Here is a 12,062-nt window from a genome sequence, read left to right as displayed (position 1 = left end):
CCGAACCCGTTGAGCGGGCCATTATACAGACCCTGTTGATCGAGTCTGACTGGAGTTCTTCATGCTGCGTGGCTTTTTGATGCTGGCCGCTTTCTTCGGCTTCACCGGCGTTGCCCTTGGCGCGTTCGCCGCCCACGGCCTGAAAAACCGTCTGACCCCTGAATACCTGGCGATTTTCCATACAGGCGTCACTTATCAGCTGGTGCACACCCTGGCATTGCTGGGCGTCGCGCTCCTGGCCACGCAGATGCCGGGTCGCCTGATCACTTGGGCCGGCGCGTCCTTTGCCATCGGCATCTTGCTGTTTTCCGGCAGTCTGTACCTGCTGACCATCACCGGTGTCGGCAAGCTCGGGATCGTCACCCCCTTCGGTGGCCTGGCATTTCTGGTGGGCTGGTTCTGCCTGGGGCTTGCCGCCTGGCGGTTGAGCTGACCGGGCAGTCCATTTCATGACGAATGGCTTGGGTCGCCAAGACTGATCGGGCTAGAATGCCAGCCCCTAAAAATGATGGCGGCATTTGGTATGCGCATTCAGTTGAACGGCGAATCCCTTGAACTGCCCGACGGTGAAACCGTTGCGGCCCTGCTGACCCGTCTGGAACTGACCGGACGCCGGGTGGCGGTCGAACTCAATCTGGATATCGTCCCGCGCAGCCAGCATGCCGACACCGTTCTCAACAACGGCGACAACGTCGAAGTCGTGCACGCCATCGGCGGCGGCTAGTCGCCTGGCCCGCGAGGGCACAGAATTCTGCAAGAACCTCACCCCTACAGAGGATTTCCCATGAGCATCGTTCGTAGCGACAAGCCTTTCGTCCTGGCCGGTCGTACTTACCAGTCGCGTTTGCTGGTGGGTACCGGCAAATACCGCGACATGGAAGAAACCCGCCTGGCCATCGAGGCCTCGGGTGCCGAGATCGTCACATTCGCCGTGCGCCGTACCAACCTTGGCCAGAACCCGGGCGAACCGAACCTGCTTGAAGTCCTGTCGCCGGATCGCTACACCTTCCTGCCGAACACTGCAGGTTGCTTCGACGCTACCGAGGCCGTGCGCACCTGCCGCCTGGCCCGCGAACTGCTCGGCGGCCACAACCTCGTGAAGCTGGAAGTGCTGGCCGACCAGAAAACCCTGTTCCCCAACGTGATCGAAACCCTCAAGGCCGCCGAAGTGCTGGTCAAGGAAGGCTTCGACGTGATGGTTTACACCAGCGATGACCCGATCATTGCTCGTCAACTGGCGGAAATCGGTGTTATCGCGGTGATGCCGCTGGCCGGCCTGATTGGTACAGGCCTGGGGATCTGCAACCCGTACAACCTGCAGATCATCCTTGAAGAAGCCAAGATTCCCGTGCTGGTCGACGCCGGTGTCGGTACGGCTTCCGACGCGACCATCGCCATGGAACTGGGTTGCGAGGCGGTGCTGATGAACTCGGCCATCGCCCACGCCCAGCAGCCGATCATGATGGCCGAAGCCATGAAACACGCCATCGTCGCGGGCCGCCTGGCCTACCTCGCCGGCCGCATGCCGAAAAAACTCTATGCCAGCGCCTCTTCGCCGCTGGATGGTCTGATCAAGTAAGAGCCATTGATGACTGAATCAAACGACACGCCAATCCAGACGGAAGAAGGCGACGAGCGCCAACACCGCCGCATCAAGAGTTTCGTGATGCGCGCCGGGCGCATGACCGAAGGCCAGCAAAAAGGCCTTGAGCAGGGCACGCCGCTGTTTGTCCTGCCATTGGCCGATGCGCCGGTGGACTTCGACCAGGTGTTCGGCCGTTCGGCGCCACGCTCCCTGGAAATCGGTTTTGGCATGGGCCATTCGCTGCTGGAAATGGCCGCGGCCTCGCCGGAACAGGATTTCATTGGTGTGGAAGTCCACCGTCCGGGTGTTGGCGCGCTGCTAAATGGTGTGCTCACCCAGGGCCTGACCAATCTGCGAGTCTACGATTGCGATGCGATCGAAGTGCTCAACCATTGCATTGCCGACAACAGCCTCGATCGCCTGATGCTGTTTTTCCCGGATCCGTGGCACAAGAGCCGTCACCACAAGCGTCGTATCGTTCAGGCGTCGTTCGCTGAACTGGTGCGCAGCAAGTTGAAAGTGGGCGGCATTCTGCACATGGCCACCGACTGGGAACCGTACGCCGAGTACATGCTGGAAGTGATGAGCGTCGCGCCGGGTTATCGCAACCTGGCCGAAGACGGCAAGTGCGTCCCGCGCCCGACCGAACGCCCGATCACCAAGTTCGAACGCCGCGGCGAACGTCTTGGACATGGCGTGTGGGATTTGAAGTTCGAAAAGCAGTCTTAAGCCCTACGCAATGATCGTTCCCACGCAGAGCGTGGGAACGATCGTCAGCCCTCAGCGGCGGTCGGCGACTACGCCGATGAGCACCAGCACCACCAATAACACTGGCGCCAGGCTGTAGTTGTTGAACTGGCTCAGGCCTTTGATGATCCACGGCGTGGCGTAGATCAGCGCCACGCCGCTGCCGACCATGCACACCAGAGCCATCAGCGGGACACGCAAGGCGCCGGCGATGCTGCCCAGGCGTTGGTCGATCCAGCCTTTGATGTCGGCGCCGAACAGCACCAGCAAGCAGCCCACCAGTGCCAGAGCAATCTCCGACAGGTTGCTGCGACTCCAGCGGGACGCGGTGGCGAGCAGGTCGAGTATCAAATCCATTCGTTTTCCCTTAAGGCTGAAATCAGCTCAGAAATGTCTGCAGCAAGTCATTGAGAAAGAGTTGTCCGCGCATCGTGGCCGCCAGACGTGACGGTTCGACCTGCAACAAGCCACTTTGTTCGGCTTCGCGGCGGCCTTCGGCGAGGCTATCGAGGCTCAGCCCGGTGCGCTGCGGATACAACCGCGACTCGACGCCCTCGGTCAGGCGCAAGGCGTTCATCAGGAATTCGAACGGTAGCTCATCGTTGGTAAGCGCTTTCTCGCCAGCCTTGAAGCTTTTGGCCGGGTTGAGGTAATCCTTCGGCAATCGCGTCTTCCAGGTGCGCACAATGCGGCCGTCCGGATGGCTGAGTTTGCCGTGGGCGCCGGCGCCGATGCCGATGAAGTCGCCGAAGCTCCAGTAATTGAGGTTGTGCCGCGCCGCACGACCGGGCTGGGCGTAGGCCGAGACTTCGTATTGCGCGTAACCGTGTTCAGCGAGCAGGGCCTGGCCGGCTTCCTGAATGTCCCACAGCGTGTCGTCTTCCGGCAGCGTCGGCGGCTGGTTCCAGAACACCGTGTTCGGCTCCAGCGTCAGCTGATACCAGGATAGATGCGTCGGCTTCAGGGCGATGGCCTGGCGCAGGTCGCTCAGTGCATCCTCCAGCGATTGATCGGGCAAGCCGTGCATCAAGTCCAGGTTGAAGTTATCGAATCCGGCCTGACGCGCCATGCCGGCGGCACGCACCGCTTCGTCGCCATTATGGATACGGCCCAGGGCTTTGAGTTTCTCTTCCTGGAAGCTCTGGATACCGATCGACAGGCGATTGATGCCCAGCGCACGGTAGGCGACGAACTTCTCTTGCTCAAACGTTCCCGGGTTCGCTTCCAGAGTGATTTCGATGTCGCTGGCAAATGGAACGCGCTGCTCGACGCCCCTGAGCAAACGACCCAAGGCATCGGCGCTGAACAGGCTCGGCGTGCCGCCACCAAAGAAAATCGAGCTCAGTTCGCGGCCGTAAACGGCGTGAAGGTCCTGATCGAGGTCGGCCAACAACGCATCGACATACTCTTCTTCTGGCAGCACGGGGCTCGCGGTGTGGGAGTTGAAGTCGCAATAAGGGCATTTGCGCACACACCACGGGATGTGGATGTACAACGCCAGGGGCGGCAGCACGGGGAGCGCGGCCCGAGGTGATTGGGCGGCACCGCCGAAGATCAGCGGCGACGCGGAGGAATCGTGGGTCATTTCAAGCCCAGACGCTGGCGCAGCAGATCCATTGCACGGGCGCGGTGGCTGATGAGGTTCTTGTCGCTCGGGCTCAATTCGGCGCTGGAGCAATCGCGCTCCGGCACCCAGAACAGCGGATCGTAACCAAAACCGTGTTCGCCACTGGCCTGGGTCAGGATGCGCCCGTGCCACAAGCCTTCGCAGAGGATCGGTAACGGGTCATCGGCGTGACGCACCAGCGCCAGGACGCAGACGAACTGCGCGCCGCGCTCGGCTTGCGGCACGTCTTTCAACGCGTCGAGCAATTTGGCGTTGTTCGCCGCATCGCCTTTTCCATCGGCATAACGAGCGGAATAGATGCCCGGCGCACCGCCAAGGAAATCCACCGCCAGCCCTGAATCGTCGGCCAATGCCGGCAACCCGGAAATGCGCGCGGCGTTGCGAGCCTTGAGGATGGCGTTCTCGACAAACGACAGGCCGGTTTCTTCAGGCTCGACGCTGCTGAACTCGCCGATCGAGCGCAGTTGCACCGATTCGCCGAGCATGGCCTGGAGTTCCTTGAGTTTGCCGGCGTTGTGGCTGGCCAATACGAGTTGCGTGAAGTTGATCATTCGCCGGGGAAGAGCTCTTGGTTGAAATTGATGGTGTTGATTTTGTCACCGTTCTGCACCTTGATCTCGAAGGTGCGGATTTCCTGCTGATCGACCGGGTATTGCGCGATGTAGTAGATCGCGCCCTGTTCGGTAATCTGTTTGAATTTCAGCGGCACGCTCTGGCTGGTCAGGTCTTTCACCGAGCCACTCACCTGCGCCATCTGCGGCTTGCCGTCCTTGATCACCGACACGTTGATCACGCCCTGGTTCTTGCTGCGGATCAGCTCGGCAGCCTTGGCGATGTCCGGTGTCAGATAAGTCGAGTTGAAGGTGTTGTAGTGCACTGTTACATCGCCAAATGTTTCCTGGCGTTCGCTTTTGATGACGTCGGCAGCCATGGCGGTGACGCTCAGGCAGGCAGTAAGTACAAACAGCGCTAGACGACCCATGATCGTTCTCCTCGAAGTGTCGTGACTCAGACCGCGACCTTGTGGTCTTGCAGCCCGGGGCTGCTGACGCGGTAAATACCGATTTCACCTAATAGATTAGGCCATAGCTTACTGGCCCACCCGTGGCGGTGTAGTTGATCCACGGCAAGCCGATCAATGACCTTGGCTTCACGTTCGCGGCATAACGCTTCAAAGTCTTCGAAGGTGCAAAAGTGGATGTTCGGCGTGTTGTACCAGGTGTACGGCAGGAACTCGGACACCGGCATCCGGCCCTTGCTCGCCAGGTACCAGCGGCAGCGCCAGTGACCGAAGTTGGGGAAGGTGATGATGCACTGGCGCCCGACGCGCAGCATTTCGTCGAGGATCTTGTCCGGGTAGTGCACGGCTTGCAGCGCCTGGGTCATGACCACGATGTCAAAGCTGTTGCTGGCGAAGTTGCCCAGGCCCTTGTCCAGGTCCTGCTCGATCACGTTGATGCCCTTGGCCACGCACTCGGCAATGTTGTCCGGGTCGTTTTCCAGGCCGTAGCCGGTGACTTGCTTGTGGTCGCGCAACCAGGTCAGCAGCTCGCCGTCACCGCAACCGAGGTCGAGCACGCGGCTGCCGGCGGGGATCCATTCCTGGATGATTTCCAGATCGGCTCTCATGTCTTCCTCAAAGCGAAATACGGTTCATGTAATTGCGGAAGGCCTGCAAGTAGCGCGGGATCGGAATCAGGAAGGCATCGTGGCCTTGCGGAGCGTCGATCTCGAGGTAGCAGACGTCTTTCTTGGCCGCCATCAGCGCGTCCACCAGTTCCCGCGAGCGGGCAGGGGAGAAGCGCCAGTCGGTGGTGAAGGACATCACGCAGAACTTGGCCTGGGCGTTGGCGAAGGTTTTCGCCAGGTCATCGTCGAAATTTGCCGCCGGGTCGAAATAGTCCAGGGCCTTGGTCATCAACAAGTAGGTGTTGGCATCGAAACGCCCGGAAAACTCTTCGCCCTGATAGCGCAGGTAGCTTTCGACCTGGAACTCGACGCTGTGGAAATCGTAGTTGAGCTTCTCGCTTTTGAGCCCACGGCCGAATTTCTCGCCCATCGAGTCATCCGACAGATACGTGATGTGTCCAACCATTCGCGCAAGCATCAAGCCGCGCTTGGGAATCACGCCCGCTTCCTGGAACGAACCGCCGTGAAAGTCGGGGTCGGTGAGGATCGCCTGGCGTGCGACTTCGTTGAAGGCGATATTCTGCGCCGACAACTTGGGCGCCGAGGCAATGGCCAGGCAATGACGAATGCGATCAGGGTAAGTGATGCTCCATTGCATCGCCTGCATGCCGCCGAGACTGCCGCCAATCACCGCGGCCCATTGTCGGATGCCGATGCGATCGGCCAGGCGCGCCTGGCTGTGCACCCAGTCTTCCACGGTCAGCACCGGAAAATCGGCGCCGAAGGGCTTGCCGGTTTCTGGATTGATGCTGCTCGGGCCAGTGGAACCGTTGCAACCGCCGAGGTTGTTCAGGCTGACCACGAAGAATTTGTTGGTGTCGATCGGCTTGCCGGGGCCGATGCAGCTGTCCCACCAGCCGGGTTTGCGGTCGTCGGGGCCGTGGAAGCCAGCCGCGTGATGGTGGCCCGACAAGGCGTGGCAAATCAGCACGGCGTTGCTCGCCGTGGCGTTCAGCGTGCCGTAGGTCTCGTAAATCAGGTCGTAGGCTGGAAGCGAACGGCCACAGGCCAAGGCCAGGGGCTCGCTGAAGTGCGCCACTTGCGGCGTCACCAGACCAACAGAATCGGCGGGAAAGGCAGTTGGCATCGACCCTGCTCTCGTTGAAATGAGGCGTAAGTCTAAAGACCGCTGCCCCGAGCAGCAAGCGACTACCCGTGATCGTTCCCACGCTCCGCGTGGGAATGCAGCCCGGGACGCTCCGCGTCCCCTGCCGAAGCGGACGCAGAGCGTCCATTGAGGCATTCCCACGCAGAGCGTGGGAACGATCAGGGGCGGGTCAAGCCAGGCAAATCCGGCAGATTCTTCGGCGAACAGATTCGTACGCGCTTCTGCCGGTTCAACTCGCCGCTGATCAAGCTGACCTGGCTCTTGGAGACCCCGAACGCCTTGGCCAGGAACGCCATCAAATACGCATTGGCCTTGCCTTCAACAGGCGGCGCGGTCAGGCGAATTTTCAGGCGATCGCCGTGCAGCCCGCAGAATTCATCGCTGCGGGCCGCCGGTTGCAGGTGACATTCCAGAATCAGATCATCACCGTCCCAACGGAAATAGCTCATCAGATCAGGCCAAGCAGCCCCTGCGGCATGAAGGCAAAGTACGCCAGGCGTGGGATCAGCCAGCTTTGCAGCAACTGGATCGCGATAAACGCAAAGATCGGCGAAATATCGAGGCCACCCAGGTTCGGAATGATCCGACGGAACGGGGCGAGCACCGGTTCAGTAATCTGCGCGACCAGCTCAGCACCGGGATTGTGGCTGCCAGGGGCGACCCAGGACAGGATCACGCTGATGATCATGGCGTAGAAAATAATGTTCAGGAACAGCGAGAACAGCGCGATCAGTGCCCAAGGTATCAGCAGCACCCAGTCGACCAGGAAGCCCTTGAGGAACAGGATGACCGCGATCAACAGCATTTGAATGATCAGCGCCAGTACCAGCGACGACATGTCCAGCCCGAACATGCTCGGGATGACCCGGCGCAGAGGCTTGAGCAACGGTTGAGTGGCTTTGACGATGAACTGGCAGAGCGGGTTGTAGAAGTTCGCCCGAACCAGTTGCAGGATGAAGCGCATCAGCACGATCAGCAGGTACAGGCTGCCTAAGGTTTTAATGATGAAAACGGCAGCGTCATTGAGTCCGAGCATCTTTGATTCCTTTATAAGAGCTGATTAGCGACCGAGTTGCTCAGCCATCTCGGCCGAGCGATGTGCGGCGGCGCCGAGTGCTTTTTCGACCAGCGCTTCGAAGCCGTCGGCCTGGAATGACTTGATTGCAGCTTCCGTGGTGCCCGCCGGCGACGTCACGCGACGGCGCAGTTCGGCAGCATCGACATCGCTGGCGACGGCCATGTGAGCGGCGCCCAGTGCGGTTTGAAGGGTCAGTTGGGCGGCGATGTCCGCTGGCAGGCCGAGTTTCACGCCGGCAGCGGTCATGGCTTCGATCAGCAGGAAGAAGTACGCAGGGCCCGAGCCGGAAACTGCGGTGACGGCGTCCAGTTGCTGCTCTTCGTCCAGCCACAGGGCAACGCCCACGGCTGACAGCAGCTCTTGAGCCTGCTGGCGTTGTTGCGCGTTGACTTGGGCGGTGGCAAACAAGCCGCTCACGCCTTGGCGCAGCAACGCCGGGGTGTTGGGCATGCAACGCACGATCGGCTGGGCGCCGAGCCAGGTGTTCATGCTCGCGCAGGTAATGCCCGCGGCAATCGAGACCACCAGTTGATTCGGCTTGAGGTGTGGACGAATCGCTTCGCACACAGCCTTCATGGCCTGGGGTTTGACCGCCAGCACGATCACGTCCGCGCCTTGAATGGCGTCGGCGTTGTCGGCGAATACTTCGATGCCGTGTTCGGCACTGACTTTGGCGCGGGTTTCGGCGCCCGGATCGCTGGCGCGGATCTGCGCGGCGTCCAGACCCTTGGCGCGCAGGCCGCCGATCAGGCTGGCGGCCATGTTGCCGGCACCGATAAAGGCAATACGTGTCTTGCTCATGTCAGTTCCTTCATAGAGAGGTGTGTCAGCCATGGTTCATGGTTGACCGTAGTCGCGGGCGCCAAACAGGGCCGTACCGATACGGACCCAGGTGGCGCCCATGGTGATGGCCGACTCAAGGTCGTGGCTCATACCCATGGAAAGTGTGTCGAGCGGCAGGTTAAGGCTGGCTTGCGTGCTTTTGATCAAGTCGCGCACGGCAGCAAACGCGGCATCCTGGGCGGCGCGATCGTCGGTCGGCTCGGGGATCGCCATCAATCCGCGCAGCGTGATGCGCGGCAGTTCGCTGATGGCCTTGGCCAGGGCGGGCAGATCGGCCGGCGTGCAACCGGATTTGCTGGCTTCACCGCTGACGTTGACCTGGATGCAGATGTTCAGTGGCGGCAAATCGGCAGGACGTTGTTCGGACAGGCGTTGTGCGATTTTCAAACGATCCACGGAGTGCACCCAGGCGAAGTGCTCGGCGATAGCACGAGTCTTGTTCGATTGAATGGGGCCGATGAAGTGCCAGATCAAGGGCAGGTCGGCCAGTTCGAGCTGTTTGCCCAAGGCTTCCTGCAGGTAGTTCTCGCCAAAGTCGCGCAGGCCGGCGGCATACGCCTCGCGCAGGGCCTCGGCGGGCTTGGTCTTGCTTACGGCCAGCAACTGGACGCTGTGCTCGTCGCGGTGGGCGGCGAGGGCGGCGGCACGGATGCGTGAACTAACCAGGGCTATGTTGTCTGCTATCGTGGACATTCGATCCTGCCTGAAAAGTGCCTGCACTCGATCATGCGGCGTTAAAACTCGACTCAGAATGCTCATTGACTGACGTCAACTCCGCTTCTTCGCCGACTTTTGCCTTGCCTGATCATCGCTTGGCGACTTTTCAGACTAGGATCAAGGCGCCAGCGGGTCTGAGGTTGGCGGCATTCTACTGGAATTGAGGAGCGCTATGGATATCACTGAGCTGCTGGCCTTCAGCGCTAAACAGGGCGCGTCCGACTTGCACCTGTCTGCCGGCCTGCCACCGATGATTCGCGTCGACGGCGATGTGCGGCGCATCAACTTGCCGGCCCTGGACCACAAACAGGTGCACGAGCTGATCTACGACATCATGAACGACACCCAGCGGGTGGACTTCGAGAAACACCTGGAAACCGATTTTTCCTTTGAAGTGCCCGGCGTCGCGCGCTTTCGGGTTAACGCCTTCAACCAGAATCGTGGTGCCGGCGCCGTGTTCCGGACCATTCCGTCTAAGGTCCTGAGCATGGACGAGCTGGGCATGGGCGAGGTGTTTCGCAAAATTACCGAGGCGCCTCGCGGGCTGGTGTTGGTCACGGGCCCGACCGGCTCCGGCAAATCCACCACCCTGGCGGCGATGATCGATTACCTGAACAACCATCGGCATCACCATATCCTCACCATCGAGGACCCGATCGAGTTCGTCCATGAATCGCGCAAATGCCTGATCAACCAGCGCGAAGTCCATCGCGACACCCGCAGCTTCGCCACGGCGCTGCGCTCGGCGCTGCGGGAAGACCCGGACGTGATTCTGGTGGGTGAGATGCGTGACCTGGAAACCATTCGCCTGGCGCTGACTGCAGCCGAGACCGGTCACCTGGTGTTCGGCACGCTGCACACCACATCGGCGGCGAAAACCATCGACCGGGTCGTGGATGTATTTCCGGGCGATGAGAAGTCGATGGTGCGTTCGATGCTGTCCGAGTCGTTGCTGGCGGTGGTGTCGCAGACACTGATCAAGAAAATCGGCGGCGGGCGGGTTGCGGCGCACGAAATCATGCTCGGTACTTCGGCGATTCGGAACCTGATCCGCGAAGACAAGGTGGCGCAGATGTACTCGTCGATTCAGACCGGCGGGTCGCTAGGGATGCAGACGCTGGATATGTGCCTGAAGGATCTGGTGACCAAAGGCGTGATCAGCCGCGAGCATGCGCGGGAGAAGGCGCGGTCGCCGGATAATTTTTAGGATAAGAGATTGATCGTTCCCACGCTCTGCGTGGGAATGCCTCAACGGACGCTCCGCATTCGGCTCTGAAAGGGACGCAGAGCGTCCCGGGCTGCATTCCCACGCAGAGCGTGGGAACGATCATCCCGGGACAGGCCCGGGATTTCAATTCAGCGCTGAACGACGCGCATCTGATTCGGTTCTTTAGGCAGAACCCGCTTGGCAACCACGTAGTGGCTTTCCCAGTACGGCTTCTTCAAGGTGTCGATAGTGACCGACTTGCCACGACGGGGTGCGTGGATGAAGCGGTCGTTGCCCAGATAAATGGCGACGTGATTGACCCGACGGCTCTTGATGTTGAAGAAGATCAGGTCGCCCGGCTTCAAATCGTTACGATTTACCTTCTCGCCATGACCACTGGCCATCGCGTTGGATGTGCGCGGCAGGTCGAACGTGGCGTCGTTGAACGCGTATTTCACCAGGCCACTGCAATCGAACCCTTTACTTGGGGTACTGCCGCCCCAACGATAAGGTGTACCGAGGACATTCACGGCGCGGCTCAACACATTGCTGCTTGTCTTGGTCGCCATCGGCGGAACAAGTTTGCTGTTGGCTTTGCTCAACTGCGGGGACAATTTCGCATTGTGTTTGTTTTTGCTCGAAGGAGCAGAAACGTGGGATTTTGGGGTGTAACCATTAACGTTTGGAAGACGTTGCTCACGATTGGTGGCGTGGGCGGCCAGTGGCATCAAAAGGCAAATGGTTAGCCATGTCTTGAAAAATGGACGCATTAGGCAGGGCTCATATGGGGAAGCGCGCAACTTTATAACAGCTTTTTTGTCCCTTCCGAGGCCGTTGGTCGATTCAACCTAGGGGGGAACGGAACCAAATAAGCGGCAAATGGACGCAATTGTCTGACAGAAGTCAGGTGCTACAAGGCTTTGACGGGAAACAGAGTAGCATTTGCCATACGTCGGCAACCTGTAAAAAAGTCACAAAGAATTCAAGAATATTTATCTATCGCGTGATTCGAGGTCCTTCATGAACACCTATCAACAGGCTGGCCCGCATCAAGATACGCACAGCAAGGTGATCGGTTACCTGCTGTGGATTTTCGGATTCACCGGGGCTCATCGGTTCTACTACGGCAAGCCGGTCACGGGGACAATCTGGTTCTTCACGTTCGGTTTGCTGGGTATCGGCTGGCTGATTGACGTATTTCTGATCCCTGCCATGGACCGCGAAGCGGACCTGCGGTTCACTGCCGGGCCCATTGAATACAACGTGGCGTGGATTCTGCTGACGTTTCTGGGGGTATTCGGTGTACACCGGATGTATCAGGGGAAGTGGATCAGCGGTCTGCTGTACCTGGTGACGGGCGGGTTGTTCTTCGTCGGGGTGCTGTATGACTTCTGGACCTTGAATGACCAGGTATCTGTGCGCAACGCGCAGAACAGAGGCACCTTCCAGTAAGGATCGTTC

The 12,062-nt window shown here is 59.9% G+C and carries 17 protein-coding genes; 6 read left to right on the top strand and 11 right to left on the bottom strand.

Features of this window, described 5'->3' with window-relative positions:
- Positions 1-61: 61 nt before the first annotated feature.
- The 4 genes from QRN31_RS15265 (at position 62) to trmB (ending at position 2,314) form a co-directional block, all read left to right on the top strand.
- Positions 62-433 (top strand): DUF423 domain-containing protein, encoded by a 372-nt coding sequence (locus tag QRN31_RS15265; RefSeq protein WP_285432841.1) that lies wholly within the window; start codon positions 62-64, stop codon positions 431-433.
- 90 nt (positions 434-523) lie between these two features.
- Entirely contained in the window at positions 524-724 is a 201-nt protein-coding gene (gene thiS / locus QRN31_RS15260; RefSeq protein ID WP_285432839.1) for a sulfur carrier protein ThiS, read from the top strand.
- Between the two features lie 60 nt (positions 725-784).
- Entirely contained in the window at positions 785-1,579 is a 795-nt protein-coding gene (locus QRN31_RS15255; protein ID WP_008068101.1) for a thiazole synthase, read from the top strand.
- Positions 1,580-1,588: 9 nt separating this feature from the next.
- The gene (gene trmB / locus QRN31_RS15250; RefSeq protein ID WP_285432836.1) at positions 1,589-2,314 is read left to right on the top strand and encodes a tRNA (guanosine(46)-N7)-methyltransferase TrmB; all 726 of its coding nucleotides are present in this window, start codon (positions 1,589-1,591) and stop codon (positions 2,312-2,314) included.
- A 51-nt stretch (positions 2,315-2,365) separates the two neighbouring features.
- Here the strand turns inward: trmB and QRN31_RS15245 are convergent, their stop codons facing one another.
- The 10 genes from QRN31_RS15245 to QRN31_RS15200 all read right to left on the bottom strand — a co-directional run bounded on the left by QRN31_RS15245 (position 2,366) and on the right by QRN31_RS15200 (position 9,370).
- Positions 2,366-2,689 carry a DUF3392 domain-containing protein gene (locus QRN31_RS15245; protein ID WP_285432834.1) on the bottom strand — a complete coding sequence of 108 codons (324 nt, stop codon included), beginning with the start codon at positions 2,687-2,689 and terminating at the stop codon, positions 2,366-2,368.
- A gap of 22 nt (positions 2,690-2,711) precedes the next feature.
- Entirely contained in the window at positions 2,712-3,917 is a 1,206-nt protein-coding gene (gene hemW, locus QRN31_RS15240) for a radical SAM family heme chaperone HemW (protein ID WP_285432833.1), read from the bottom strand.
- The gene (gene rdgB / locus QRN31_RS15235; RefSeq protein ID WP_090178590.1) at positions 3,914-4,510 is read right to left on the bottom strand and encodes an RdgB/HAM1 family non-canonical purine NTP pyrophosphatase; all 597 of its coding nucleotides are present in this window, start codon (positions 4,508-4,510) and stop codon (positions 3,914-3,916) included. The genes hemW and rdgB overlap by 4 nt, the downstream gene beginning before the upstream one ends.
- Entirely contained in the window at positions 4,507-4,941 is a 435-nt protein-coding gene (locus QRN31_RS15230) for a DUF4426 domain-containing protein (protein WP_285432831.1), read from the bottom strand. The genes rdgB and QRN31_RS15230 overlap by 4 nt, the downstream gene beginning before the upstream one ends.
- A gap of 26 nt (positions 4,942-4,967) precedes the next feature.
- Entirely contained in the window at positions 4,968-5,588 is a 621-nt protein-coding gene (gene metW, locus QRN31_RS15225) for a methionine biosynthesis protein MetW (protein ID WP_285432829.1), read from the bottom strand.
- A gap of 7 nt (positions 5,589-5,595) precedes the next feature.
- Positions 5,596-6,735, bottom strand: a complete 1,140-nt coding sequence (gene metX, locus QRN31_RS15220; protein WP_285432828.1) for a homoserine O-succinyltransferase MetX — start codon at positions 6,733-6,735, stop codon at positions 5,596-5,598.
- Positions 6,736-6,914: 179 nt separating this feature from the next.
- A complete protein-coding gene (locus tag QRN31_RS15215; protein ID WP_285432826.1) occupies positions 6,915-7,205 on the bottom strand; it encodes a DUF167 domain-containing protein in 291 nt (96 codons plus the stop codon).
- Complete coding sequence (locus tag QRN31_RS15210) at positions 7,205-7,792, bottom strand: YggT family protein (protein WP_208671040.1); 588 nt, start codon at positions 7,790-7,792, stop codon at positions 7,205-7,207. The genes QRN31_RS15215 and QRN31_RS15210 overlap by 1 nt, the downstream gene beginning before the upstream one ends.
- Positions 7,793-7,816: 24 nt before the next feature.
- A complete protein-coding gene (gene proC, locus QRN31_RS15205) occupies positions 7,817-8,635 on the bottom strand; it encodes a pyrroline-5-carboxylate reductase (RefSeq protein WP_285432825.1) in 819 nt (272 codons plus the stop codon).
- A 36-nt stretch (positions 8,636-8,671) separates the two neighbouring features.
- Positions 8,672-9,370, bottom strand: a complete 699-nt coding sequence (locus tag QRN31_RS15200) for a YggS family pyridoxal phosphate-dependent enzyme (RefSeq protein ID WP_285432823.1) — start codon at positions 9,368-9,370, stop codon at positions 8,672-8,674.
- A 196-nt stretch (positions 9,371-9,566) separates the two neighbouring features.
- Between QRN31_RS15200 and QRN31_RS15195 the strand changes: the two genes are divergently transcribed.
- Entirely contained in the window at positions 9,567-10,601 is a 1,035-nt protein-coding gene (locus tag QRN31_RS15195) for a type IV pilus twitching motility protein PilT (RefSeq protein WP_222588842.1), read from the top strand.
- A 149-nt stretch (positions 10,602-10,750) separates the two neighbouring features.
- Here the strand turns inward: QRN31_RS15195 and QRN31_RS15190 are convergent, their stop codons facing one another.
- A complete protein-coding gene (locus QRN31_RS15190; protein ID WP_285432821.1) occupies positions 10,751-11,371 on the bottom strand; it encodes a C40 family peptidase in 621 nt (206 codons plus the stop codon).
- 250 nt (positions 11,372-11,621) lie between these two features.
- On the opposite strand from QRN31_RS15190, the gene QRN31_RS15185 reads away from it, so the two are divergent.
- Positions 11,622-12,053, top strand: coding sequence for an NINE protein (locus QRN31_RS15185; protein ID WP_090178619.1), 432 nt, complete (start codon positions 11,622-11,624; stop codon positions 12,051-12,053).
- Positions 12,054-12,062: the final 9 nt, after the last annotated feature.

It is taken from the genome of Pseudomonas sp. fls2-241-R2A-110 (assembly GCF_030209165.1).
Lineage (GTDB): Bacteria > Pseudomonadota > Gammaproteobacteria > Pseudomonadales > Pseudomonadaceae > Aquipseudomonas.
The sequence above is the reverse complement of the archived record's forward strand: the minus strand, read 5'-3'. Positions and strand labels throughout refer to the sequence as shown.